Here is a 23,251-nt window from a genome sequence, read left to right on the forward strand (position 1 = left end):
ACCTCTCGATGTCTTCGCCTCAGAACCTTGTTGCAGCAGGCATGTTCGATGTTCTACGATCCTAGTCGTTGGCCTTGCAGGCCCTCGTTCACGCTACGCCAAACCCGGGGGAGTCTTGGCGTGAGCTAACTCTTTCCGACGCCAGATCGCGGCCGTCGAGGATATTTCACCAAAACCCCCGGGGCGAACCGTCAAAGGGTGGGTTAATCATGCACGTGCTGGTAACCGGTGGAGCCGGTTTTATCGGCAGTAATTATGTCCGTCGACTGCTCGACGGGCGCTCGGATATCGCGGCCGACAGGGTTACTGTCCTCGATAAGCTGACCTATGCTGGCAACCTCGCGAACCTCGCACCTGTTTCCGACCACCCAGCGCTGCGTTTCGTGCAGGGTGACATTGCGGACACTGACCGGGTCCCGGAACTGCTGACCGGTGTCGACGCCGTGGTCAACTTCGCCGCCGAGACCCACGTCGACCGCTCCATCAGCAGCTCCGCCGAATTCGTCACGACCAACGTCCTGGGCACGCACAATCTGCTGCAGGCCGCCCTGCGTGCTGACGTACCGCGGTTCATCCATGTCTCCACGGACGAGGTGTACGGGTCCATCGACTCCGGCTCTTGGACCGAGGAGTGGCCGCTCGCCCCCAACTCCCCCTACGCGGCGGCCAAGGCGGGCGCTGACCTGCTGGTGCGTTCGTACGCCCGTACTCACGGCATGAATGTCAGCATCACCCGCTGCAGCAACAACTACGGGCCCTACCAGTACCCCGAGAAGGTCATCCCGCTCTTTGCAACCACCCTCCTGCGCGGCGGTACCGTTCCCCTCTACGGCGACGGCCTCAACGTTCGAGACTGGCTTCACGTCGACGACCACTGCAGCGGCATCGACATCGTCCTTGCGAAGGGCATCCCTGGTGAGGTCTACAACATCGGCGGAGGACGGGAACTGACCAACCGTCAGCTCACCGAGTCCATCCTCCAGGCGTGTGGCGCCACATGGTCATCGGTGCGCGCGGTGTCCGACCGCAAGGGCCACGACCGGCGCTACTCGCTCGACGACAGCAAGCTGCGGGCCCTTGGCTACCGTCCGCGAGTCAACTTCGAGGAGGGTCTGGCGCAGACGGTCTCCTGGTACCGCGACAACGCCTCCTGGTGGGAACCGCTCACCACAGCCGCCGCCTGACGCGTCACATCAACCTACGTTCCGCCCCACAGACGATCGACGACCTCAAGGGAGAAACGATGCGTGGCATCATCCTCGCCGGCGGCTCCGGAACCCGGCTGCGCCCGCTCACCAGCGTCCACTCCAAGCAGCTGCTGCCCGTCTATGACAAACCAATGATCTACTACCCGCTGTCCGTACTCATGCAGGCCGGTGTCCAGGAGATTCTGATCATCTCCGGCCCCGAGTACCTGGAGACGTACCAGTTACTCCTCGGGGACGGCAGCAGACTCGGCATCTCCCTGAGCTACGCCGCCCAGGACGCACCGCGGGGCATCGCAGAGGCCCTCGTGATAGCTGGGCCCTTCGCCCAGGGCGAGAAGATCTGCCTCGTCCTCGGCGACAACATTTTCTACGGACACCGGCTCCCGGACATGCTTCGCCAGGAGGCCGCGCGTCTGGACGGTTGTACGCTCTTCGGCTACCCGGTGAGCGACCCGGAGCGCTACGGCGTCGCGACCGTCGACGACGACGGAACCATCATCTCGCTGGAGGAGAAGCCCGCCCAGCCCACGTCGAACCTCGCCGTCACGGGCCTGTACATGTATGACGCCGAGGCTGTGCAGCGCGCAGCGGACCTGGAACCATCGGCGCGCGGCGAGTTGGAGATCACGGACCTGAACCTCACCTTCGTTCGTGAGGGAAGGGCACGCCTGGTCAATCTAGGGCGGGGGTCGGCGTGGTTCGACACGGGCACACACGACAGCCTGTTGGAGGCCGCGATGTTCGTCCAGGTCCTTGAGAAGCGTCAGGGCATCCGCATCTCCTGCCTGGAAGAGGTCGCCTACCGCATGGGCTACGTCGACAAGCAGCAACTGGCGCTGCTCGGCAAGAACCTCTCGCCGTCCTCTGGCTACGGCCGTTACGTGATGGAGCTCGCGGCTTCCTGACAGCCATAGCCGTACAGCCCTTGGCTCCACCCAGCGGGCCGTGTTCTCTTCCTCCACTCACCGCATCAAGCTGCCCGGACGGGTAGCACGACTCACACAGATTCAGTCAGGAGACGTCGTGGACACACTCCTTCCGGGCGCGCCCGATCGCGTCCTGCCGGACTCCTGGCTCGGCCAGCCGGCCGCCCAGCAGCCGGCCTGGCCGGATCCGGTCGCCCTCCATGCTGTGACGGAGCAGCTCGCCTCTTTACCACCCCTGGTCCTGTGGGGCGAATGCGCCCGGCTTCACGACCGCCTTGCCGCCGTGGCGCGGGGAGAGGCCTTTCTCCTGCAGGGCGGCGACTGCGCCGAGACCTTCAGCGGGGCGAGCGCCGACGCCGTCAGCAGCAAGCTGAACACCATGCTCCAGATGTCCGCCGTCCTCACCTACGCCGCCGCCGTACCGGTCGTGAACGTGGGCCGCCTCGCCGGGCAATACGCCAAGCCCCGCTCAAAGTCGACTGAGACTCGCGACGGTCTCACCCTGCCGGTGTACAGGGGCGACGCAGTCAACGGCTTCCCCTTCGCCGCCGATGCCCGTATCCCGGACCCGACGCGGCTGCTGCGCGTATACCAGGCGTCCTCCAACACTCTCAATCTTGTACGGGCGTTCATGGCAGGCGGATACGCCGACTTCGGCCAGGTTCACGAGTGGAACCGGGACTTCGTCGAGGGATCTCCGCTCAAGACTCAGTATGAGCGGCTGGCCGACCGCATCGACCACACCCTCGACTTCATGCGCGCCACCGGGGCACGGCCCGAGGACTTCGACCGACCGGAGTTCTTCGTCTCCCACGAAGGACTTCTGCTGGATTACGAATCGGCTCTGACTCGCCGGGACGCGCTGACGGGGGTCGCCTATGCAGCTTCCGGCCACATGCTGTGGATCGGTGAGCGGACCCGCGCCCTCGACGGCGCCCACATCGAGTTCTTCTCCCATATCGCTAACCCGATCGGCGTCAAGCTCGGCCCGGCCACGACGGCTGATACCGCACTGCGTCTCGTCGACCGCCTCGACCCCAAGCGGGTCCCCGGGCGGCTCACGTTCATTACCCGGATGGGCTGTGAGAAGGTTCGCGACGTGCTTCCTTCCCTCGTGGGAAAGGTCACTGCTTCCGGTGCTCAGGTCGCCTGGATCTGCGATCCCATGCACGGCAATACCATCGAGGCTCCCTCTGGTCACAAGACTCGCCGCTTCGACGACGTCCTTGACGAGGTCAGCGGCTTTTTTGAGGTCCATCGCGAACTCGGCACCCACGCCGGCGGCATCCACGTGGAGCTGACCGGAGATGATGTCACCGAATGCGTCGGTGGCGGACACGAGATCAACTTCGTGGACCTGGCTTCCCGGTACGAGTCAACCTGCGACCCGCGCCTGAACCGTCGCCAGTCCCTCGATCTCGCCTTCCTGGTAGCGGAGTTCCTGCTGGATACCGCCCGACGACGGCGGGGAAGCACCGTATAAGATCAGCTCAGCGCATTCTGTCGGTTAGCCATCGCCAGCGTGGCCTCCATCGCGACGGGGAACAAGCCGGTGCGGGCACAGGCTCAGGCAGGCTCGGCGCAGCGCGTCCGTATCGACCAGGCAGGCGTTGGTAGCGGTGCAGTGCGTGTGCGGTGCATCCATGTGGGAAATTTGGCCCAGGTTGTTGGGAAGCCCCAAGTGAGCGTCTTCCGTAGCCGCAGGTCAGCCCCACCCACGAACGGCCCACTGCAACAGGGAAGCCCCCACCGGGAGATCGGTGGGGGCTTTTGCGTTTGTGGGGTGTTGAGGGGGGGTGAGGTCAGGGGGCTAAGTGGTGGGTGAGGGTGTGGAGGGCGGTGGTGGGGCCGTCTTCGGTGGTGAGGTGGTGGGCGGCGGATTGGGCGCGGGTGCGGAGGGCCGGGGTGGTGGTGGCCTGGGTGAGGGCGGTGGCGAGGCGGGTGACGGCGTCGTCGAGGGGGAGTTTTTCGGTGAGGGTGGTGAAGGGGAGCGCGGGGGTGGCGGCTCCCAGGGAGGCGAGGCGGGCGGCCCAGAAGGGCTGGTCGCCGGTGAACGGGACGGGGACGGAGGGGATGCCGGCGCGGAGGGCCGCGGCGGCGGTGCCGGCGCCGCAGTGGTGGACGGCGGCGGCGAGGCGGGGGAAGAGGAGGGCGTGGGGGACGGGGGTGGAGAGGGTGAGGATGTCGTCGGAGGGGGAGGGGGCGGTGAGGTTGGCGTTGCCGGCCAGGAGGATGCCGCGGGTGCCGGCGCGGCGGAGGGCGCGGACGGCGAGGGTGCTGAGGCGTTCGGCGTCGGTGGTGGACATGGAGCCGAAGCCGATGGCGATCGGGGGTGGGCCGGAGGTGAGGAAGTCGTCGAGTTCGGTGGGGAGTTGGGCGTCGGGGGCGAGGTGGGGCCACCAGTGGCCGGTGAGGGTCAGGCCGGGGCGCCAGTCGGCGGGGCGGGGGACGAGGAGTTCGCTGAAGCCGTGCAGGACCGGCCAGTTGGCGGCCTCGGCGCGGCGGCGGGTTGCGCGCGGGGTGGCCGGGGGCAGGTCCAGGCGGGTGCGGAGGGCGCGGACGGCGTCGGCGTGGAGGCGGTCGACGACGCGGAGGGAGAGGTGGCCGGCGGCGCGGTTGCCCCAGCCGCCGAGCGAGCGGCCGCCGCCGACGACGGGGGCGAACGCGCGGGTGGGCGCGGTGGGTTGGAGGTAGGCGCCGACGGAGGGGATGTCGAGGGCCTCGGCGAGGTGCCAGCCGAGCGGGGCGGTGGTGGTGGACAGCAGGAGCAGTTCGGTGTCGGGGGTGGCGGCGTCGGCCATGCCGTTGCCGAGCTGCTCGATGAAGGCGGCGGCCCGGCGCAGCAGGGCGCGGCGGGTGGTGGGGGTGGCGGCGTCCGCGGGGTCGGTGGCGCGCGGGTCGGCGGGGAGGGGGCGGAAGGTGAGGCCGGCGGCGCGGATGAGTGGGGCGTAGGTGTCGTGGGTGGCGACGGTGACGTCGTGGCCGGCGGTGCGCAGGCGGGCGCCGAGGCCGGTGTACGGGGCGATGTCGCCGAGCGAACCGGCGGCGGTGAGCAGGATGTTCATGGCGGCCTCCGGTCAGGGGGCGGTGGGGTCGGGGGGTGACTGGCGGACGGCGTTGGCGTGCACCGCGGTGCGCACGTACGGGGCGAGGCCCGGGCGTTGTTCGGTGGGCGGGACGAGCAGGGTGAAGGCGCGGGGGTCGGCGGCGAAGTCGTCGGCGATCCGGGCGTGCATGTCGGTGGGGCAGGGGGTGAACCAGCGGATCAGGTGCTGGCGGTGCTCCTCGGCGAGGTCCATCGCCCGCTCGCCGTCGGCCGGTTCGCCGGCGTCGTGGGCGGCGAGCAGGCGGGCCCGCCAGTCGGCGGCCTCGGCCATGATCCGCGCCCAGTCGGCCTTGGAGTGCGTCGCGGCCCGGGCCATCGAGGTCCGGTAGCCCTCGCTGTGCCGCCACTTGCGCTCGGCCTCGGTGGCGTAGGTCAGGTCGAAGGCGATCTCGCCGAAGACCTCGAAGCGCTCCTGCGGGGTGAGCCGGACGCCGGTCTGTTGGACCTCCATGGCCTGCTCGGCGACCTCGACCAGGCGCCGGAGCCGGGCGATCTCCCCGGTGAGCCGGCGGTGCCGGGCGCGGAGCTGGTCGAGGGCGTTGGCCTGGGGGTCCTGGAGGATCGTGGCGATCTCGTCGAGCGGGAAGCCGAGCTCCCGGTAGAAGAGGATCTGTTGGAGCCGGGCGAGGTCGGCGTCGCTGTAGAGGCGGTAGCCGGCGGGGCTGCGGTCGCTGGGGCGGAGCAGGCCGGTGCGGTCGTAGTGGTGCAGGGTGCGGACGGTGACCCCGGCGACGGCGGAGACCTGGCCTACCGGGTATCCCATGGGGGCGCCTTTCGTGCGGGTGATGGCGCCGCGCGGCCGTCGGCGGCCGGTCGCGGTGCGGTGTCGATCAAGGGTGCGGCCTGACGTTGCGTGAGGGTCAAGGGAGGGGTAGGGGGAGGGTTGGGGCGGAGGAGACGATCGGGGCGTCGGTTCGAGGGGAGCGCCGTTACATTTGTCGGGAAACAGGTATTCGCTCTTGTGTGCGCACGGCGGTACGTCCCTGTGCACGCAGGGTGCACCTGGTGCGCAGCCCCAGCCCGTCCGTCCGCCCGAGGAATCCGTGAGACCAGCGACCGCCACCGCCAAGGCCGCCGGTGCCGTGCTGCTCACCGGGCTGCTCGCCGCCGCGCTCGCGGGGTGCGGCGGGCCCCGGCCGCTGCTGCGGGACGAGGGGCCGGCGGTCGCGCCGTCCGCGCGGATCGGACCGGTCTACGCGGCGGACACGCTGGGGCGCCCGTTGCAGCGCCCGGACGCGCTCCCGTTGGGGGACTCCGCGCGCCTGACCGGGCTGCGCTGGGAGTCCTGGGGCGGCCCGACCGCGGTGGCCTCCGGCGGACTGAGCGGGAACTGGTGCGCCCCGCAGTGCACCCGCGAGCCGTATCGGGTCAAGGTGACGCTGAGCGGCCTCCAGCGGCTGCCGGGGTTCGCGTACTACTCCAGCGCCGGGGTGGTCTCGCCCGAGCTCCACGGCGCGAAGGCCGCAGAGCTGGGACGGGTGAGCCTGCACCTGCCCGACGTCGAGTAGCGCGGCGTCCGGGAGGCCGCGGGCGCGGGGACGCGCCGGGGGCCGAGAGGAACGGAAGAAGGGAACGGATGGGGCTGCGCGCCAAGATCGGCATCGCGATCTCCGCCACTGCGGCGGTGGTCGCGGTCCTCGTCGGCGTGCTCGTCCACCACCACACCGTCAACGCGCAGCTCGACCTGTCCGGGCACACCCTCGACAGCCGGCTGCAGACCACCGCCCAGGACCGGGCCGCCGGGATTGACACCGGGCGGGGGTTGATCAACCCCCCTGACCTGCCGCGTCCGCTGAAGGCACTGGCCGAGGGCGGCCGGCGGGGCGTCTACCTGGACCTCAGCGGCCGGACGCCGTACCTGTGGGCGGCCACCAGGCTGGGCCCGGACATCGTCGCGCTCAAGCGCCCCTACGACCGGGAGCAGCAGACCGTCGAGGCGCTGGACCGGATGCTGTGGGGGGCCGGGGCGGCCGGGACCGCGCTGGGCTGCGTGGTCGGGCTGCTGGTCGCGCACCGGTTCGGGCGGCGGCTGACCGCCTCCGCCGCGACCGCCCAGCGGATCGCCGAGGGCGACCTGGGCGCGCGCCTGCCGCGCACCGGGAACGACGAGATCGCGCAGCTCACCGCGGCGGTGAACACCATGGCCGAGGCGCTCTCCGGGCGGCTGCGGGCCGAGCGCGACGTCACCGCGAACATCGCCCACGAGCTGCGCACGCCGGTCGCCGGGCTGGTCACCGCGGCCGGGTTGCTGCCGCCGTCCCGGCCCGCCGAGATGGTCCGGGACCGGGCCGAGCGGGTGCGCGGGCTGATGGAGGACGTGCTGGAGGTGGCGCGGCTGGACGCCCGCACCGAGGAGGCGGACCGGGAGGTGCGGCCGCTGGGGGAGTTGGCGTACCGGGCGGTCGCGGCGGCGGCCGGCCAGGGCGGCGGGTCCGGGGGCGCGGCCTCCGCGGGCGCGGGCTCCGGCGCGGCCCGGGCGGGGGCGAACGGCGGGATACGGGTGCGGGTGCTGGTCGACGGGCTGGTGGAGACCGATCCGCGGCGGGTCGAGCGGATCCTGGTCAACCTCATCAGCAATGCCCGGCGGCACGGGGCGGCGCCGGTGACCGTCGAGGTCGACGACGGGGTGATACGGGTCCGGGACACCGGGCCGGGCTTCCCGGAGTCGCTGCTGACGCACGGCCCGCAGCGGTTCCGCACCGGTGGCGGCCGCGGCGGGACGGGGCTGGGGCTCGGGCTGACCATCGCGGCCGGTCAGGCTCGGGTGCTCGGCGCCGGGCTGGGCTTCGCCAATCCGCCCGGGGGCGGGGCGCAGGCCACCGTTGATCTGCGGGGGGCGCTGTGCCCCGACGGGGACGGGAGCGGGAGAGGGGAGAGCGGCGACGGGGTGTGATGCCGGGACCGTCCTCCTACGGGAGGGCTGGTCCCTCCCGTAGGAGGACGGCCGGCGCTCACGCCTTACGGGAAGCGGTCCTCCAGGACGGAGTTCAGCAGCGCCCGGACGTCCTCGCGGTCCAGGCCCTCGGCGCGGGCGCGGTCCATCCAGGCGCGCAACTCCTCGCGCAGCACGGCGTCCGCGGCCGAGTCCGGGCGGGCCAGCGTGCGGCTGACGAAGGTGCCCAGGCCCGGCCGCGGCTCGACCAGGCCCTCGCGCTCCAGCTCGCGGTACGCCTTGAGCGTGGTGTTGGGGTTGACCTTGGTCGTCGCGGCGACCTGCGCGGCCGTGGGCAGCCGGTCGCCCTCCACCAGGATGCCCAGCCGCAGCGCCTGTTGGACCTGCTGGACGATCTGGAGGTAGGTGGCGACGCCGCTGCGGCGGTCGATCCGGAACTCGACGGCGCTCACCCCCTTCCTTCCTCCGTGCACGGTGCGGTGCGATCGGCGCGTCCGGCGCGTCCGCCGGCGCCGCGCCCGTCGACCGCTTGATGATCGGGCCGCCCGCGGCGGCTGTCAAAGCGCCCGCCGCGGTGGCCCGCTCGCCCGTTCAGAGCGGCCGCCGGCGGGCCCGCCACACCACGAACGCCAGCACCACCGCGGTCAGCGCCAGCAGGATCCCCGCGCCGAGCCACTGCATGCCGGGCATCTGGTCGAAGGTCAGGTACTGGGTGACGTGGTTGACGATGCCCTTGTCGGCCCGGCAGGCGTCGGGGTGGGCGTCGTTGACGCAGGTGCCGAAGCCGAAGAGCCGGCCGTCGGCGGTGGCCACCCAGTCGTCCATCCGGATCACGTCGTCCGGCAGGGCAGGGGCCTCGCCGTTGACGGGGTAGGTGAGGCTGCGCAGCGTGCCCAGCTTCGGCATCAGCTTCTCGCCCCAGACGACGCTCATCACGATGGCGGCGACCGCGGTCGCCGCCATCGCCGGCACCGTCCGCTTGATCAGCTTGCCCAGGGCGACGCCGCAGGCGGTGAGGAAGAGGGTCTCGGCGGTGAGCATCGGGCCGGTGACGTCGAACGGGCCGCTGTGCAGCCAGTCGCCCCCGACGGCCAGGGAGTGGGCGGGCGACCAGAGCCACTGGAAGACCGTCGCCAGCAGGGCGGTGCACGCGATCACGATCGTCAGCGGCAGCGCCAGGGTGGCGGCGAGCCAGCGGCCGCGGCTGACGGACTGGGTGGTCACCAACCGGAGGGTGCCGCGCTCCAGTTCGGAGGAGATCAGCGGGGCGCCCAGGAACACGGCGACGGCCACCGGAATGAGCTGGAGGAACTGGATGTCGCCGTTGAACATCGGGCCGTAGCTGCGCAGGAAGTCATCGTTGAAGACTGCCCGGGTGGCGTTCTGGCCGCCGAGGAATTCCGTCAGCCCGATCCGCTGGTACGAGAAGAGCGCGCAGGCGGCGAGGGTGACCAGGATGCCGGTGAGCAGCGCGGCGCGGTGCCGGCGCCAGACCAGCCACAGGACGCCGCGCAGCGGGCCGGTGCGGACGCCGGGGGACGCGGCGGTTTCGAGGTGCGTGGTGGCGGTGGTCATGCCGCGGTCTCCTTCTCGTCGGCGTCGTCCACGATCAGGGTGGGGGCGTCCGGGGCGCGCATGCAGGCCAGCAGGATCTCCTCCAGGCTCGGCGTCACGACGTCCCAGCCGGCGCCCCCGTTGGACGCCGGCGTGGTGGCGAGCGGGGCGGTCGGGCGGAGAAGCGCGCTGAACTGCCGCCCGTTGACGCGGGCGTCGACGAGGGTGTGCCGGTCGGTCAGCTCCTTGGGCACCCGGCCGTCGGCGGCAAGCCCGGTCACCAGGGCGTGCGCGGGCACCAGTTGGTCGGTCGGGCCGGCCATCCGCAGTCGGCCGCCGGCCAGGACGAGGAGGTAGTCGCACATCTCCTCCACCTCGGACAGCAGGTGGGAGGACATCAGGACGGTGGTGCCGTGCTCGGCGGCCTCGGCCATCAGCAGGCCGGACAGCTCGTCGCGGGCCAGCGGGTCCAGGTCGGACATCGGCTCGTCGAGCAGCAGCAGCGCGGGGCGCTTGCCGAAGGCGAGCGCGAAGGCGACGCGGGTGCGCTGGCCGCCGGAGAGCGCGCCGACCTTGGCGGTGAGCGGGATGTTCCCGGAGCGGACGATGCGCTCGGCGAGCGCCTGGTCCCAGGTCGGGTTGAGCTCGCGGCCGAGGCGGAGCGTGTCGGCGACCGTGAAGCGCGGGTAGAGCGGCTTGTCCTGGGCGAGGTAGGCGACGCGGGTCAGCACGTTCGGGTCGGTGACCGGGACGCCGCCGAGCCGCAGGGTGCCGGTGGTCGGCTGGAGCAGGCGGGCGGCGAGGCCGAGGAAAGTGCTCTTGCCGGCGCCGTTGGGGCCGACCATGGCGGCCACCCGCCCGGTCGGGAGCCGGAAGGAGCACTCCTGCAGTGCCCAGCGGCGGCGGTACTGCTTGCCCACGTTGTCGGCCTCGATCGCCCAGGGGCCCGGGCTCGGGTCGTGCATGCGAGATCCCCCCTTTAACTAGTTCATTAGTGGAATGAGTATGGAGAGCGGTCAGGGGCCTGTCAAAGCGTGGGAGTCCCGCCGGGTCGGGAAAGGGCGGGCGGCCGGGCCGCTACTCGGCCGTGACCAGCGGTTTTGCCATGCAGCGGCTGGACTCGTAGGTCCGGTAGTAGCCGAACTTCTCGACCAGGGCGTAGCCGCTGGAGGCGTAGAGGGCGAGCGCCTCGGGCTGCTCGGTGCCGGTCTCCAGCACCATCCGGAGGCGGCCGGCGGCCCGGGCGTCGTCTTCGAGGGCGGCCAGGATGCGTCGGGCCAGCCCGCGGCCGCGGGCGCCCGGCACCACGAACATCCGCTTGATCTCGGCGTCGCCGGGGGCGTACCCCTCCGCGGTGTCCTCCTGGACCCGCCAGCCGCCGGTGGCCAGCGGCCGGTCGTCCTCGTAGGCGATCAGGTACAGGCCGAGCGGCGGCAGGAACATCTCCGGGGCCAGGTGCGTCAGGTCCCCGTCCCCGTAGCGCCGGGCGTACTCCTGCTGGACCTCCTCGTCGAGGCGGGTCGCGTCGGGGTGGTCGTAGCGGACGGCGCGTATCTCCATTCCCGGAAGCGTACGGAAGCGGGCGGGCGGACCGGAAGGCGGCCGGGGCGGGGCCGGCGGGCCGGCGGGTTAGGGTGCCGGGATGCTGACCGTGACCAGTGTGAACGTGAATGGGCTGCGGGCCGCGGCCAAGAAGGGCTTCCTGCCGTGGCTGGCCGGGACCGACGCCGATGTGCTGTGCCTTCAGGAGGTGCGCGCCGAGACCGCCCAGTTGCCGGCCGAGGTGCGGGAGCCGGAGGGCTGGCACGTGGTGCACGCCCCGGCGGCCGCCAAGGGCCGGGCCGGGGTCTCGCTCTACACCCGGCGGGAGCCGGAGCGGGTGCGGATCGGCTTCGGGTCGGCGGAGTTCGACGACAGCGGGCGGTACGTCGAGGTCGATCTGCCCGGGGTGACGGTGGCCAGCCTTTACCTGCCCTCCGGCGAGGTCGGCACCGAGCGGCAGGACGAGAAGGAACGCTTCATGGCGGAGTTCCTGCCCTATCTCGTCGGGCTGCGCGAGCGGGCGGCGGCGGACGGCCGCGAGGTGGTCGTCTGCGGCGACTGGAACATCGCGCACCAGGAGGCCGACCTGAAGAACTGGAAGGCCAACCAGAAGAAGTCCGGCTTCCTGCCGGAGGAGCGGGCCTGGCTGTCCACCGTGCTGGCCGCGGCCGAGGGCGGCTATGTGGACGCCGTCCGGGCGCTGCACCCGGGGGTCGAGGGGCCGTACTCGTGGTGGTCCTACCGCGGGCGGGCGTTCGACAACGACGCGGGATGGCGCATCGACTACCACCTGTGCACGCCGGGGTTGGCCGCTCGTGCCGTCAAGGCGTACGTGGAGCGGGCGGAGAGCTACGACCAGCGGTGGAGCGACCATGCGCCGGTGACGGTGGTGTACGGGGCGTAGCGCGCCGGGTTTTCCGGGTACCGCCCGGGCAGGGTCAACCCTGCCCGGGCGGTTGCCCGTTGTGGGGCGCGTCCCGTTGGGGCGGGTCCTCCTGGGCCGCGTCTCCCCGGGCGTCCACCGCCTTCGCGCCGCTCAGGAGGCTCTCCAGTTCCGCGCGGATGCGGCGGTCCATCGCCATGGAGACCTCGGCCTCGACGACGCCCTTGGCGAGCGGGCGGAGGCTCTCCACGGTCTCGGTGGCCCGTGGGAGGTCCTGCAGGGTGGTGACGACGTGGGCGCGGATCAGGGTGGTGAAGACGTCGGCGAGCGCGTCGGCGTGCGCGCGGACCTTGCGGCCGGCCTCCAGGACGGCGCCGAGCGGGATGCCCTGGGCGACGAGGTCGGTGGAGGCGTCCAGCAGGCGGCGGCTGATGTGCACGAACTCGTCGCCGTCCACGGCCAGATAGCCGATCGCCAGTGAGGCGGTGAGGTTCTCCGCGGTGACCTCGCCGCTGAAGTGGTCGGCCAGTTCCTCCGGCGCGAGGCGGACCGGGGTCTCCTCGGACCAGGGGGTCAGCAACGGGCTGGGCAGGCCCAGGAGTTCGCCGACGTCGCGGCCGGTCTCGAAGGCGGTGAACAGCTCGGCGATCCCGCCCAGGGTGTGGCCGCGCTCCAAGAGGGCGGTGATGGTGCGCAGTCGGGCCAGGTGGTGCTCGCTGTACCAGGCGATCCGGCCCTCCCGGCGGGGCGGCGGCAGCAGCTTGCGCTCGCGGTAGAAGCGCAGCGTGCGGACGGTGATGCCGGCCTCCCTGGCCAGGTCGGCCATGCGGAACTCGCGCACCTTCGGGGCTGTTTGAGGCTCCCCGGGGGGTATGTCGTCCTTATGGGCGCGGGGGTGCGCGTGCTCGGGGGGAGGTGCTGCCGCCTGGTCTGCCACGGGCCCAGCCTAAGCGGGCCGGCGCCGCCGGGGGCCGGGGGTGACCGGAGGTAACTTCCTGCCGCCTGCCCCCTACCGCTCGGTACGGGACTGCCTTACGCTCCAACCGTGCCAATCGCGCCAGTGATTGCTGGCGCGATTGGGGGACGGTGGAGCGTCGACACGGGAGGTGGCGGCATGGCCGACGACGGGCGGCGGCATGTGCGGGTGGCGGTGATCGGATCGGGATTCGGCGGCCTGGGGGCCGCGGTGCGGCTGCGGCGCGCGGGGATCACCGACTTCGTGGTCCTGGAGCGGGCGGACTCGGTGGGCGGTACCTGGCGCGACAACAGCTATCCGGGGTGCGCCTGCGACGTGCCCTCGCACCTGTACTCGTTCTCGTTCGCGCCCAATCCGCAGTGGCCGCGCAACTTCAGCGGACAGCCGCACATCCGCGCCTACTTGGAGCGGGTGACGGACACCTTCGGGCTGCGTCCGCACCTCCGCTTCAACGCCGAGGTGCGACAACTGCGCTGGAACGGCACGGAGTTGTGGTGGGAGATCGACACCGCCCAGGGGGCGTACACCGCCGATGTGGTGGTGTCGGCCACCGGGCCGCTCTCCGACCCGCAGATCCCCGACATCCCGGGGCTGGCGGACTTCCCCGGCAAGGTCTTCCACTCCGCGCGCTGGGACCACGACTACGACCTGCGGGGCAAGCGGGTCGCGATGGTCGGCACCGGCGCCTCCGCCATCCAGATCGTGCCGGCGATCCAGCCGCGGGTCGGGCGGCTGACGGTGTTCCAGCGCACCCCGCCGTGGGTGATGCCGCGCGCCGACCGGCCGATCAGCGGGGTGGAACGGTGGCTGCACACCAGGGTGCCCGCCACCCGTCAGCTCCGCCGCCAACTCCTCTGGAGCATCCGGGAGTTGCAGGTCAGCGCGTTCACCAAGCGGCCCGGCGAGCTGGGGCTGGTCGAGCGGCTGGCGAAGTCCCATATGCACAAGGCGATCAAGGACCCGGCGCTGCGGGCCCGGCTGACGCCCGACTACCGCATCGGCTGCAAGCGGATCCTGCTGTCCAACACCTGGTACCCGGCGCTGGTCGAGCCCAACGTCGACGTGGTCACCTCCGGGCTGCGCGAGATCCGCGGCAACGTCCTGGTCGCGTCGGACGGCAGCGAGGCCGAGGCGGACGCGATCGTCTTCGGGACCGGCTTCCACGTCACCGACCTGCCGATCGCCGAGCGGGTCATCGGGGCCCGCGGCACCAGCCTCGCCGAGGAGTGGAAGGACGGCATGGAGGCGCTGCGCGGCAGCAGCGCGGCCGGCTTCCCCAACTTCCTCACCATCATCGGGCCCAACACCGGCCTCGGGAACAGCTCGATGATCCTGATGATCGAGTCGCAGTTGAACTACCTCGTCGACTACCTGCGCCAACTCGACGTCCTCGGCGACCGGATCGCCCTGGACGCCCGGCAGTCCGCCGTCGACGCGTGGACCCGCACCGTCCAGCGGCGGATGGCGCGCACGGTGTGGAACACCGGCGGCTGCGACAGCTGGTACCTGGACGCCAACGGGCGGAACACCACCGCCTGGCCGGGCACCACCGCCGAGTTCCGGCGGGAGACCCGGCAGGTGGACCTCGCCGAGTACGAGGTGATCCGGCCCCCGCGCAGCGCACCGGACGGCGCACCGGCCCCGGCCGCCGCCCGCACCACCGCGCAGACCGAGGAGGTGGCGGCATGACCCGCCCGGCACACGCCACCCGCGGCCGCTACGCCCCGCCCGCCCCCCGCCGGACCCTGGAGGTCACCTCCGCCGACGGCTCCCGGCTCCACGCCGAGGTGCACGGCCCACAGGGCGCCCCGGCGGTGGTCCTGGCGCACGGCTGGACCTGCTCGACCGCCTTCTGGGCCCCGGTCGTCCGGGAACTGTCCGACACCCACAAGGTGGTGCTCTACGACCAGCGAGGCCACGGCCGCAGCCCGGCCGTCCCGCCCGCCGGCTACGGCACCCGCCAACTCGCCGACGACCTGGTCGCCGTCCTGGAACAGGCCCTGGAGCCCGGCGAACGGGCCGTCGTCGGCGGGCACTCCATGGGCGGGATGACGATCATGGCCGCCGCCGAGCGGCCGGAGCTGCGCGCACGGGCCGCGGCCGCCCTGCTGTGCAGCACCGGCTGCGCCGATCTGCCCGCGGAGTGCCGGGTGTTCCCGCTGCCCACCCCCGGCGGCCGGCGCCTGGCGCACCGGCTGCTGTTGGGCTCCGGCGCCCCGCTCGGCCCGATCACCCCGGTCGCCAGGGCGGCGCTGCGGTACGTCACGCTGGGCCCCAAGGCGAGCGCTGAGCAGATCGAGGCGTGCGCCCGGATGGTGCACGCCTGCCCGTCGCGGGTCCGCGCCCGCTGGGGGCACGTGCTCTACGGGCTCCAACTCACCCGCGGCGTCTCCAGGTTGGCGCTGCCGACCGCGGTCCTGGCGGGCACCGCGGACCGGCTCACCCCGTTCGTGCACGCCCGGCGGCTGGCCTCGGTCCTCCCGCAGTGCGCGGGGCTCACCGCGCTGCCCGGGCTCGGCCACATGACCCCCGTCGAGGACCCGGACGCGGTCGCCGGCCGGCTGCGGGAGCTGGCCCGCGACCATCTGGCCACGGCCCCCGCCCCCGAGGAGCAACGACCCACCCCGCAGCGGCAGAAGAGCAGGAACACGAAGAAGGAGGAGGCGGCGTGAACGGGAGCAAGCTGGACGGGCAGGTCGTGGTCGTCACCGGCGCGGCGCGCGGGGTCGGGGCGCTGCTGGCGCGGAAGCTGTCGGCGCGCGGGGCGACCCTGGCGCTGGTCGGCCTGGAGCCCGACGAACTGCGCGAGGTCGCCGCCTCGTTGCACGGCCCGGCGCACCACTGGTACGCCGACGTCACCGACCACGAGGCGCTGTCCCGGATCGCCGCGGAGGTCAAGCTCCGCTTCGGGAAGGTCGACGCGGTGGTCGCCAACGCCGGGGTGGCGACCGGCGGTCCGTTCGGGGACTCCGACCCGGTGGCCTGGCGGCGGGTCATCGAGGTCAACCTGATCGGCAGCGCGGTCACCGCGCGGGCGTTCCTGCCGGTACTGAGGGAGTCCCGCGGCTACTTCCTCCAGATCGCCTCGCTCGCCGCGCTCACGCCGGCGCCGATGATGAGCGCGTACTGCGCCTCCAAGTCGGGCGTGGAGGCGTTCGCGCACAGCCTGCGCGCCGAGGTCGGACACCTAGGGGTCCGGGTCGGCGTCGGCTATCTGAGCTGGACCGACACCGACATGGTGCGCGGCGCCGACCAGGAGGACATCATGCGGGAGTTGCGCGCCCGACTGCCCTGGCCGTCCAACAAGACCTATCCGCTGGGCCCGGCCGTGGACCGGATAGCCGACGGCGTCGAGCGCCGCTCCGCGCACGTCTACGGGCAGTGGTGGCTGCGCGGGATGCAGGCGGTGCGCGGCCATCTCCCCTCGCTCATCGGGACGGTGGGGCAGCGCGAGATGCGGCGGTTCGGGGACCGGCTCGACGGGTTCCGCCCCGGGTTGGTCGGCGCGGGCGGCGAGGCGGACGAGAAGGCCCGGCTGAGCGGGTAACGCGCCGCGGGTGCGGGCCCGGTGGCCGCCCGCGCGGGCCCGGGCCGCTCACGGATAGTGCCCGATTGTGATCGAAATGCGACCAATGTCGGTTCATGTCACGCTGGTCGAGCCCGATCCCCGACACCCCCACAGGAGTGAACAGCATGGGCATCGAAGACCAGTTCAAGGACAAGGCGCAGCAGCTCAAGGACGAGGCCAAGCGGCGTGCCCAGCAAGGTCAGCAGGGCGCCGAGCGCGGCCGGCAGCAGGGCCAGGAGCGTGGCCGGCAGGCGCAGGAGCGCGGCCAGCAGTCCCGCGAGCGCGGCCAGCAGGGCGTGGACGACGCCGAGGACCGCTTCGAGAGCTGACGCGCCAACGCCCGCCGCACTGACGGGCGTTTGACGTCCTTCAACGAGGGTCGTTCGCCGTCAAGAAGGGGCGCACCCGGAGCACCGGGTGCGCCCCTTCGACGTGTTCGGTATACCGAATGCCCTCAACTGGCGGGCGGGGAACTTTCGTTGGGACGCTTGGGGCGTCACCCGTCGGCGCGCGGCGGGAGCGGGGGCCGACGACGGTCCGGGACGTCCGACAGGTCCGGCGGGTTCGCCGCGGGATGGCGGTCCAGCAACTCCAGTGCGGTGCGCACCGCGACGCCCAGGGTGGGGTGCCGGCCCTCCGCCCAGTGCAGCGGGGAGCGCAGCGCCTCGATGTCGACCTCCACGCCGTGGTTCTCCACGCCCCAGCCGTAGAGGCGGAACCACGCGGCGTTCATCGGCACGGTGATCGTGGTGCCGTCCGCGAGCCGGTGCCGGCCGGTCATGCCGACCACCCCGCCCCAGGTCCGGGTGCCGACCACCGGGCCGATGCCCTGCAGCTTGAACGCCGCGGTGATCATGTCGCCGTCGGAGGAGGTCATCTCGTCGGCCACCGCGACCACCGGGCCGCGCGGCGCGTTGCTGGTGTACGACACCGGCTCGGCGTCCCGGGTCAGGTCCCAGCCCATGATCGCGCGGGTCAGCTTCTCGATGACCAGCTCGGAGATGTTGCCGCCGGCGTTGCCGCGGACGTCCACGATCAGCGCCGGCATCGCCACCTCCCGCCGCAGGTCGCGGTTGAACTGCGCCCACCCCGAGCCGCCCATGTCCGGGATGTGGAGGTAGCCGCACCGGCCGTCGCTCAACTCCCGCACCACCGCCCGCCGTTTGGCCACCCAGTCCTGGTAGCGCAGCGGTCGCTCGTCGATCAGCGGGACCACCGCGACCCGGCGGGCGTGCCCGTTGCCGTTCCCGTCCGTCTCCGGCGGTGCGAAGGTCAGCTCGACGGTGGTGCCGCCGGCCGCGCCCAGCAGCGGGAACGGGCCGGCCACCGGGTCCACCGGCCGCCCGTCGACATGGGTGAGCGCGCTGCCCTCCCGGATGCCGGTGCCGGCCAGCGGCGAGCGGGCCTTGGAGTCCGAGGACTCGCCGGGCAGGATCCGCTTGACCACCCAACGCCCGTCCCGGTAGGTGAAGTTGGCACCCAGCAGGCCGATCGGGCGCTGGTAGTGCGGCGGCCCCTCGTTGCGCCGGGCCCCGGCGACATAGGCGTGCGAGGTGCCCAGCTCGCCCAGCACCTCGCGCAGCAGATCGGCGAACTCGTCGGGGCTGGCGACCCGTTCGAGCAGCGGCCGGTACTGCGCCAGCACGTCCTCCCAGTCGATCCCGCACAGCTTCGGGTCCCAGAAGTACGCCCGGACGATCCGGCCCGCCTCGTCGAACGCCTGCCGCCACTCCGCCCCCGGATCCACGTCGTGCAGGATCCGCCGCAGGTCCAGATGGACCGTGGTGTCGCCGTCCGCCGGCTCGTTCGCCGGCACCGCGCGCAGCTCGCCCTCGTCGTTGACGACCAGCCGGGTACCGTCGCCGCTGAGCGCGAACCCGTCCAGGGAGCTGGTGAGTTCGGTGCGCCGCGCCTTCGTCAGGTCGAAGTGCTCCAGGGTGGGGCGGCCGGAGGTGTCGGCCGGGTTGGCGAAGGTCTCGCCCAGCGCGCCGGAGATCGGCCAGCGCAGCCACACCAGCCCCCCGCCGCTGACCGGCCGCAGCGAGGAGTACTTGGACGCCGCGACCGGGAACGGCGTGACCCGGTTGGCCAGCCCCTCCACCTCCACCAACACCGGGCCCTCGCCGCTCGGCACCGGGTTCTCGTCCGGGTCCAGCCCGCCGGCCGCCGGCCGCCCCTCCGGGGACAGCGCGAACGGGGACGGCGTCGCCGACGACAGCGGGACGAGGTAGGGGCGGCAGCCCAACGGGAACGACAGGTCGCCGGTGTGCACGTCGTAGACCGGGTCGAAGCCCCGCCAGGACAGGAAGGCCAGATAGCGGCCGTCCCGGGTGAACACCGGCTGCTCGTCCTCGAAGCGGCCGTTGGTGACGTCCACGACGTGCCCGTCGGACAGCCGGGCCATGCTGATCCGCCGCAGCGTCCGGCCGATGCCCGGGTGCGACCAGGTCAGCCAGCGGGAGTCGGGGGAGAACGCCAGATCACGGACCGGACCGTTGCCGGAGCGGGTCAGCTCGGTGACCACCGCGGGCGGCCCGCCCACCGCGCCGCCGTCGGCCTCCTCCGCCGGCTCCCCGACGTCCACCAGCAGCAGCCGCCCGTCGTGCGTGGCCACCGCCAGCCGCTCCCCGTCCGGCGCCGGGACCAGCTCGTGGACCCGGCCCAGCGCCCCGGCCGCCAACCGGCGCGGGGTGCCAGGACCGCTGGCCCGCGGCAGGTCGGCGACCTCGACGGCGTCGTCGCCCTCGGCGTCCGTCACATACGCGATCCGGCCGGTCGCGCCCAGCATCACCGGCAGCCGCACCCGCACGCCCGGGGTGTCGTGGATGGTCCGGGCCGGCCCGTCGCGGTGGGTGAGCCAGTACAGGCTGCCGCGCACCCCGACCGCGCTGGCCCGCCCGGTGGCGTCCACCGCCAGGCCGGTGACGTGCGAGGCGGTCGGCACCTGGTACGTGCGGCGGCCGGCCCGCGGCCCGCCCAGCCGCACCGCCAGCTTCCGCGGCGCCGCGCCCGGGGACAGGTCGTCGATCAGCCACAGGTCGCCGGCGCACTGGTACACGATCCGCGAGCCGTCCGTCGAGGCGTGCCGGGCGTAGAAGTCCGGGTGGTCGCTGTGCCGGCGCAGGTCGGTGCCGTCCGGGAGGCAGGAGTAGACGTTGCCGACGCCCTCGTGGTCGCAGAGGAAGGCGATCCGGCCACCGGTGAACATCACCGAGTCCAGATGCCCGTGCAGGTCCGGCAGCAGCCGGGTGCCGTGCAGCCACATCCGGCCGGTCGCCCCGCCGCGGTAGCGCTTCCAGGACGCCGGCTCGTGCGGCGGCTTGCCGGTCAGCAGCAGCGTGCGGCGCTCCCCGTCGAGATCGGCCAGCGCGATGTCGGCGACCGGCCCCCAGGGGAGCTGGCCACCGGGGCCGCCCTCGGTCGGCAGGCAGTACGCCCACGAGTAGTACGAGAACGGCTGGCCGTGCGAGGACACCGCGAGGATCTGCGCCTGGCCCTCGCCGTCCGGCGGCGTCCACCCGCAGACCCGGGCGTCGGTGCTGCCCCAGTACGTCAGCCGCCGCGCCGGCCCGCCGGCCACCGGCACCAGATGGACCTCCGGGTCCAGGCTGCGCCAGCTGGTGAAGGCGATCTGCGAGCCGTCGGGGGAGAACCGCGGGTGACCGACCCGGGTCCGGTCCACGGTCAGCCGCCAGGCCCGGCCCGGCTCCTCGCCCTCCGGCGCGATCGGCGCCAGCCACAGGTCGTCCTCGGCGGCGAAACACAGCAGGTCGCCGTGGAGGTGCGGGAAGCGCAGGTACGAACCGGGCGGGCGGCCCGGCCCGGTCGGAACGCGGCGCAGCCGGCCACGCGGGACGCCGGCCTCGGGTGCATCGCTCACGTCCCCCATGGTTTCGGCGCCGGGAGCGGGCGGCAACTCGGCCCGTTCGGCCACCCCGCCGCGCTCACCCCGCGTCACCCGTGACCGAAACCGGTCACCGCCGGCCCGGGACGAACGGCAGCGCGGCGTACCGCCGGACGTAGTGGCCCCGCGCGAAGGTGCCGGCGGCCGCGTCCACCGCGAAGTCCGGGAAACGGCCCAGCAGTTCGGCCAGCGCCACCCGGGCCACCAGACGGGCCGCGGCCGCGCCCAGGCAGTGGTGCGGGCCGTGCGCGAACGCCAGGTGCTGGGGGCCGTCCCGGGTGAGGTCCAGCCGCTCCGCGTCCGGGCCGAACGCCCGCGGGTCGCGGTTGGCGGCCCCGTACAGCAGCAGCACCTTACGGCCGGCCGGGACGGTGCGGCCGTGCAGCACCGTGTCGGCGGTGACCGTCCGTGCCAGGCACTGGACCGGGGACGTCAGCCGCAGCAGCTCCTCGACGGCCGCCGGCAGCCGGGCCGGGGCGTCGAGCAGGAGGCGGCGCTGGTCCGGGTGGGCGGTCAGCAGCTCGGCGGCGCCGCCCAACAGGCCGGTGGTGGTGTCGTTGCCGCCGGCGACCATGGTGAAGGCGAAGCCGAGGATGCGCAGCAGCGCCGCGTCGTCGCCCGGCGGCAGCAGCCGCACCAGATCGGAGACGGTGTCATCGGCCGGCTCGGCGCGCCGCCGCTCCGCCAACTCCGCGAAGTAACCCAGCAGTTCGCCCACCGCCGTCGCCGCGGCCAGCGGCGAGCCGAGCGTGGTGGCCTCCACGATGGCGTGCGTCCAGTCGTCGAAGCGGGCCCGGTCCGCCTCCGGCACGCCCAGATAGCGGCCGACGACGAAGCTGGGCAGCGGCTTGAAAAGCTCCGCGACGATGTCGCAGCCGCCGGGCAGGTCGGCGATGCGGTCCAGCCGCTCCCGGACGAAGGTCCGCACGTCCGGCTCGATGGCGGCCACCCGCCGCGGGGTGTAGCCGCGGGTCAACAGCCGCCGGAAGTCGGTGTGCTCCGGCGGGTCCAGCATCACCAGCGGCGCCGCGTCGGTGATGCCGAGCCGCTCCCGCTCGCCGTAGGTGAAGGTCAGGCCGGCGGCGGAGGAGAACCGCGCGGTGTCCCGGGCGGCGGCGAGCACGTCCGCGTACCGGGAGAGCACCCAGTAGTCGCCGTCCGCGACATGGTGCGCGGGCGCGGTGTCCCGCAGCGCCGCGTATCTCCCCCACGGGGTGCGCCAGCTCTCGCCCCCGCACGGCACGAACCTCGCGCGCGGAGCCTTTGGTGCTTCCTGGGCTGCCATGGCCGGAGGGTGGGGGAGCGGGGCACAACAGTCAAGGACGGTGCCGGGCCGGATCCGCCGGCGTTCCGGGCCCGCCCGCGCCCAAGTGTGAGGAACGCCACGGCCCGTGGCCCTGGCGGTGCCCCTGGTCATGAGCATGGATCCCGGCGTTGCACCATTGATGGGTCACCTTAAGCGGCGGAAGAACGGGAAACAGGAACAGTGGTGGACGTCCAGGGCACGGTCGAGGACGGCTTCGAGCCGGTCCGGGACGCCTTCGCAGCGAACTTCGCCGAGCGCGGCGAGCGCGGGGCGGCCGTCACCGTTTACCGGGACGGCCGCAAGGTCGTCGACCTCTGGGCCGGCACCAAGGACGGCGACGCCGATCCCGACGACCCCCAGGCCGCCCCCTGGGAGCCCGGCACCGCCCAGATCGTCCGCTCCGCCACCAAGGGCATCGCCGCCACCGTCCCGCTGCTGCTGCACCAGCGCGGCCAACTCGACCTGGACGCCCCGGTCGGCACGTACTGGCCCGAGTTCAAGGCCGCCGGCAAGGACCGCGTCCTGGTCCGCCACCTCCTCGCGCACCGCGCGGGCCTGCCCGTCCTGGACACCCCGCTCACCCCCGCCCAGGCCATCGACGGCACCAGCGGCCCGGCCGCCCTCGCCGCGCAGGCCCCCGCCTGGACGCCCGGCACCGACCACGGCTACCACGCCCAGACCTACAGCTGGCTGCTGGGCGAACTGGTGCTGCGGGTCACCGGCCGCACCCTCGGCGCCTGGGTCGCCGACGAGATAGCCGGGCCGCTCGGCCTCGACCTGTGGATCGGCCTCCCCGAGGCGGCCCGCCCCCGCGTCGGCCGCCTCGCCCCCGTCGAGGCCCCGCCCCGCCCGGCCGCCGCCGGCCTGCGGGTCCGCCCCAAGAAGGCGGTCTCCGACGCGTACGCCGACCCCGACTCGCTCACCAACCGCGCCTTCGGCGCGATATCCCCGGCGCCCGACGAGAACTCCGACGCCTACCGGGCGGCGGAGCTGCCCGCCTCCGCCGGCATCGCCACGGCGCCCGCCCTGGCCCGCGCGTACGCCGCGCTGATCGGGCCGGTCGACGGTCACCCCCGACTCTTCGCGCCGGCGACGCTGACCCTCGCCCGCACCGAGGAGTCCGCCGGCCCGGACCGCACGCTCCTGGTCAACACCCGCTTCGGCCTGGGCTTCATGCTGCACGGCCCGGCGTCCCCGCTGCTCGGTCCCGGCTCGTTCGGCCACCCCGGCCGCGGCGGCGCGCTCGCCTTCGCCGACCCGGAGAGCGGGGTCGCCGTCGGCTACGTGACGAACGGGATGCAGCGGAACGTGACCGCCGACCCGCGGGCGCAGGCGCTGGTGCGCGCGCTGGCTTCCCACGTCGTCGGCTGACCCGCCGTTGGGGC

Annotated in this window: 20 protein-coding genes; 11 read left to right on the plus strand and 9 right to left on the minus strand. The window is 73.0% G+C overall.

Annotation, left to right across the window (positions count from 1 at the left end):
- Positions 1-209: 209 nt before the first annotated feature.
- From rfbB to PV796_RS23145, 3 genes are all read left to right on the plus strand, one after another.
- On the plus strand, positions 210-1,184 hold the full coding sequence (gene rfbB, locus PV796_RS23135) for a dTDP-glucose 4,6-dehydratase (protein WP_274915257.1): 975 nt from the start codon (positions 210-212) through the stop codon (positions 1,182-1,184).
- 59 nt (positions 1,185-1,243) lie between these two features.
- Positions 1,244-2,113 carry a glucose-1-phosphate thymidylyltransferase RfbA gene (rfbA, locus tag PV796_RS23140; RefSeq protein WP_274915258.1) on the plus strand — a complete coding sequence of 290 codons (870 nt, stop codon included), beginning with the start codon at positions 1,244-1,246 and terminating at the stop codon, positions 2,111-2,113.
- Positions 2,114-2,231: 118 nt separating this feature from the next.
- Entirely contained in the window at positions 2,232-3,617 is a 1,386-nt protein-coding gene (locus PV796_RS23145) for a class II 3-deoxy-7-phosphoheptulonate synthase (RefSeq protein WP_274915259.1), read from the plus strand.
- 319 nt (positions 3,618-3,936) lie between these two features.
- On the opposite strand, the gene PV796_RS23150 is transcribed toward PV796_RS23145, so the two are convergent.
- Together PV796_RS23150 and PV796_RS23155 are read right to left on the minus strand one after the other, a co-directional pair.
- A complete protein-coding gene (locus tag PV796_RS23150; RefSeq protein WP_274915260.1) occupies positions 3,937-5,199 on the minus strand; it encodes a glycosyltransferase in 1,263 nt (420 codons plus the stop codon).
- Positions 5,200-5,211: 12 nt separating this feature from the next.
- Positions 5,212-6,003, minus strand: coding sequence for a MerR family transcriptional regulator (locus tag PV796_RS23155; RefSeq protein ID WP_274915261.1), 792 nt, complete (start codon positions 6,001-6,003; stop codon positions 5,212-5,214).
- Positions 6,004-6,283: 280 nt separating this feature from the next.
- Here PV796_RS23155 and PV796_RS23160 point away from each other — a divergent pair, with 280 nt between their 5' ends.
- Both PV796_RS23160 and PV796_RS23165 read left to right on the plus strand, forming a co-directional pair.
- On the plus strand, positions 6,284-6,748 hold the full coding sequence (locus tag PV796_RS23160; protein ID WP_274915262.1) for a hypothetical protein: 465 nt from the start codon (positions 6,284-6,286) through the stop codon (positions 6,746-6,748).
- Between the two features lie 68 nt (positions 6,749-6,816).
- Positions 6,817-8,133, plus strand: coding sequence for an ATP-binding protein (locus PV796_RS23165; RefSeq protein WP_274915263.1), 1,317 nt, complete (start codon positions 6,817-6,819; stop codon positions 8,131-8,133).
- 65 nt (positions 8,134-8,198) lie between these two features.
- On the opposite strand, the gene PV796_RS23170 is transcribed toward PV796_RS23165, so the two are convergent.
- The 4 genes from PV796_RS23170 to PV796_RS23185 all read right to left on the minus strand — a co-directional run bounded on the left by PV796_RS23170 (position 8,199) and on the right by PV796_RS23185 (position 11,247).
- Complete coding sequence (locus PV796_RS23170) at positions 8,199-8,585, minus strand: GntR family transcriptional regulator (RefSeq protein ID WP_274915265.1); 387 nt, start codon at positions 8,583-8,585, stop codon at positions 8,199-8,201.
- A gap of 139 nt (positions 8,586-8,724) precedes the next feature.
- Positions 8,725-9,708, minus strand: a complete 984-nt coding sequence (locus PV796_RS23175) for an ABC transporter permease subunit (RefSeq protein ID WP_274915266.1) — start codon at positions 9,706-9,708, stop codon at positions 8,725-8,727.
- Positions 9,705-10,652, minus strand: coding sequence for an ABC transporter ATP-binding protein (locus PV796_RS23180; protein WP_274915267.1), 948 nt, complete (start codon positions 10,650-10,652; stop codon positions 9,705-9,707). The genes PV796_RS23175 and PV796_RS23180 overlap by 4 nt, the downstream gene beginning before the upstream one ends.
- A gap of 112 nt (positions 10,653-10,764) precedes the next feature.
- Positions 10,765-11,247, minus strand: a complete 483-nt coding sequence (locus tag PV796_RS23185) for a GNAT family N-acetyltransferase (protein WP_274915268.1) — start codon at positions 11,245-11,247, stop codon at positions 10,765-10,767.
- Between the two features lie 82 nt (positions 11,248-11,329).
- Between PV796_RS23185 and PV796_RS23190 the strand changes: the two genes are divergently transcribed.
- Positions 11,330-12,133: an exodeoxyribonuclease III gene (locus tag PV796_RS23190; protein WP_274915269.1), complete on the plus strand. Its 804-nt coding sequence runs from the start codon at positions 11,330-11,332 to the stop codon at positions 12,131-12,133.
- A 34-nt stretch (positions 12,134-12,167) separates the two neighbouring features.
- On the opposite strand, the gene PV796_RS23195 is transcribed toward PV796_RS23190, so the two are convergent.
- A complete protein-coding gene (locus tag PV796_RS23195) occupies positions 12,168-12,938 on the minus strand; it encodes a MerR family transcriptional regulator (RefSeq protein ID WP_274919189.1) in 771 nt (256 codons plus the stop codon).
- A 288-nt stretch (positions 12,939-13,226) separates the two neighbouring features.
- On the opposite strand from PV796_RS23195, the gene PV796_RS23200 reads away from it, so the two are divergent.
- The 4 genes from PV796_RS23200 to PV796_RS23215 all read left to right on the plus strand — a co-directional run bounded on the left by PV796_RS23200 (position 13,227) and on the right by PV796_RS23215 (position 16,985).
- A complete protein-coding gene (locus PV796_RS23200; protein WP_274915270.1) occupies positions 13,227-14,777 on the plus strand; it encodes a flavin-containing monooxygenase in 1,551 nt (516 codons plus the stop codon).
- Complete coding sequence (locus PV796_RS23205) at positions 14,774-15,760, plus strand: alpha/beta fold hydrolase (RefSeq protein ID WP_274915271.1); 987 nt, start codon at positions 14,774-14,776, stop codon at positions 15,758-15,760. The genes PV796_RS23200 and PV796_RS23205 overlap by 4 nt, the downstream gene beginning before the upstream one ends.
- On the plus strand, positions 15,757-16,635 hold the full coding sequence (locus PV796_RS23210; RefSeq protein ID WP_274915273.1) for an SDR family oxidoreductase: 879 nt from the start codon (positions 15,757-15,759) through the stop codon (positions 16,633-16,635). Before PV796_RS23205 ends, PV796_RS23210 begins: the two co-directional genes overlap by 4 nt.
- Before the next feature lie 146 nt (positions 16,636-16,781).
- Entirely contained in the window at positions 16,782-16,985 is a 204-nt protein-coding gene (locus PV796_RS23215) for a hypothetical protein (protein WP_274915274.1), read from the plus strand.
- Between the two features lie 167 nt (positions 16,986-17,152).
- Here the strand turns inward: PV796_RS23215 and PV796_RS23220 are convergent, their stop codons facing one another.
- Both PV796_RS23220 and PV796_RS23225 read right to left on the minus strand, forming a co-directional pair.
- Positions 17,153-20,497, minus strand: coding sequence for a S41 family peptidase (locus PV796_RS23220; protein ID WP_274919190.1), 3,345 nt, complete (start codon positions 20,495-20,497; stop codon positions 17,153-17,155).
- A gap of 133 nt (positions 20,498-20,630) precedes the next feature.
- Positions 20,631-21,845, minus strand: coding sequence for a cytochrome P450 (locus PV796_RS23225; RefSeq protein WP_274915275.1), 1,215 nt, complete (start codon positions 21,843-21,845; stop codon positions 20,631-20,633).
- Positions 21,846-22,046: 201 nt separating this feature from the next.
- Between PV796_RS23225 and PV796_RS23230 the strand changes: the two genes are divergently transcribed.
- Positions 22,047-23,237: a serine hydrolase domain-containing protein gene (locus PV796_RS23230; protein ID WP_274915276.1), complete on the plus strand. Its 1,191-nt coding sequence runs from the start codon at positions 22,047-22,049 to the stop codon at positions 23,235-23,237.
- The last annotated feature ends 14 nt before the right edge of the window (positions 23,238-23,251 follow it).

This window comes from Streptomyces sp. WZ-12 (assembly GCF_028898845.1).
GTDB lineage: Bacteria > Actinomycetota > Actinomycetes > Streptomycetales > Streptomycetaceae > Streptomyces.

Excerpts from the sequence above, each read along its gene's own strand:
- PV796_RS23180 (WP_274915267.1), bottom strand. The coding sequence starts at position 10,652 with ATGCACGACCCGAGCCCGGGCCCCTGGGCGATCGAGGCCGACAACGTG.
- PV796_RS23205 (WP_274915271.1), top strand. The coding sequence starts at position 14,774 with ATGACCCGCCCGGCACACGCCACCCGCGGCCGCTACGCCCCGCCCGCC.
- rfbB (WP_274915257.1), top strand. The coding sequence starts at position 210 with ATGCACGTGCTGGTAACCGGTGGAGCCGGTTTTATCGGCAGTAATTAT.
- PV796_RS23225 (WP_274915275.1), bottom strand. The coding sequence starts at position 21,845 with ATGGCAGCCCAGGAAGCACCAAAGGCTCCGCGCGCGAGGTTCGTGCCG.
- PV796_RS23215 (WP_274915274.1), top strand. The coding sequence starts at position 16,782 with ATGGGCATCGAAGACCAGTTCAAGGACAAGGCGCAGCAGCTCAAGGAC.
- PV796_RS23150 (WP_274915260.1), bottom strand. The coding sequence starts at position 5,199 with ATGAACATCCTGCTCACCGCCGCCGGTTCGCTCGGCGACATCGCCCCG.
- PV796_RS23185 (WP_274915268.1), bottom strand. The coding sequence starts at position 11,247 with ATGGAGATACGCGCCGTCCGCTACGACCACCCCGACGCGACCCGCCTC.
- PV796_RS23200 (WP_274915270.1), top strand. The coding sequence starts at position 13,227 with ATGGCCGACGACGGGCGGCGGCATGTGCGGGTGGCGGTGATCGGATCG.
- PV796_RS23155 (WP_274915261.1), bottom strand. The coding sequence starts at position 6,003 with ATGGGATACCCGGTAGGCCAGGTCTCCGCCGTCGCCGGGGTCACCGTC.
- PV796_RS23190 (WP_274915269.1), top strand. The coding sequence starts at position 11,330 with ATGCTGACCGTGACCAGTGTGAACGTGAATGGGCTGCGGGCCGCGGCC.
- PV796_RS23195 (WP_274919189.1), bottom strand. The coding sequence starts at position 12,938 with ATGGCCGACCTGGCCAGGGAGGCCGGCATCACCGTCCGCACGCTGCGC.
- PV796_RS23165 (WP_274915263.1), top strand. The coding sequence starts at position 6,817 with ATGGGGCTGCGCGCCAAGATCGGCATCGCGATCTCCGCCACTGCGGCG.
- rfbA (WP_274915258.1), top strand. The coding sequence starts at position 1,244 with ATGCGTGGCATCATCCTCGCCGGCGGCTCCGGAACCCGGCTGCGCCCG.
- PV796_RS23175 (WP_274915266.1), bottom strand. The coding sequence starts at position 9,708 with ATGACCACCGCCACCACGCACCTCGAAACCGCCGCGTCCCCCGGCGTC.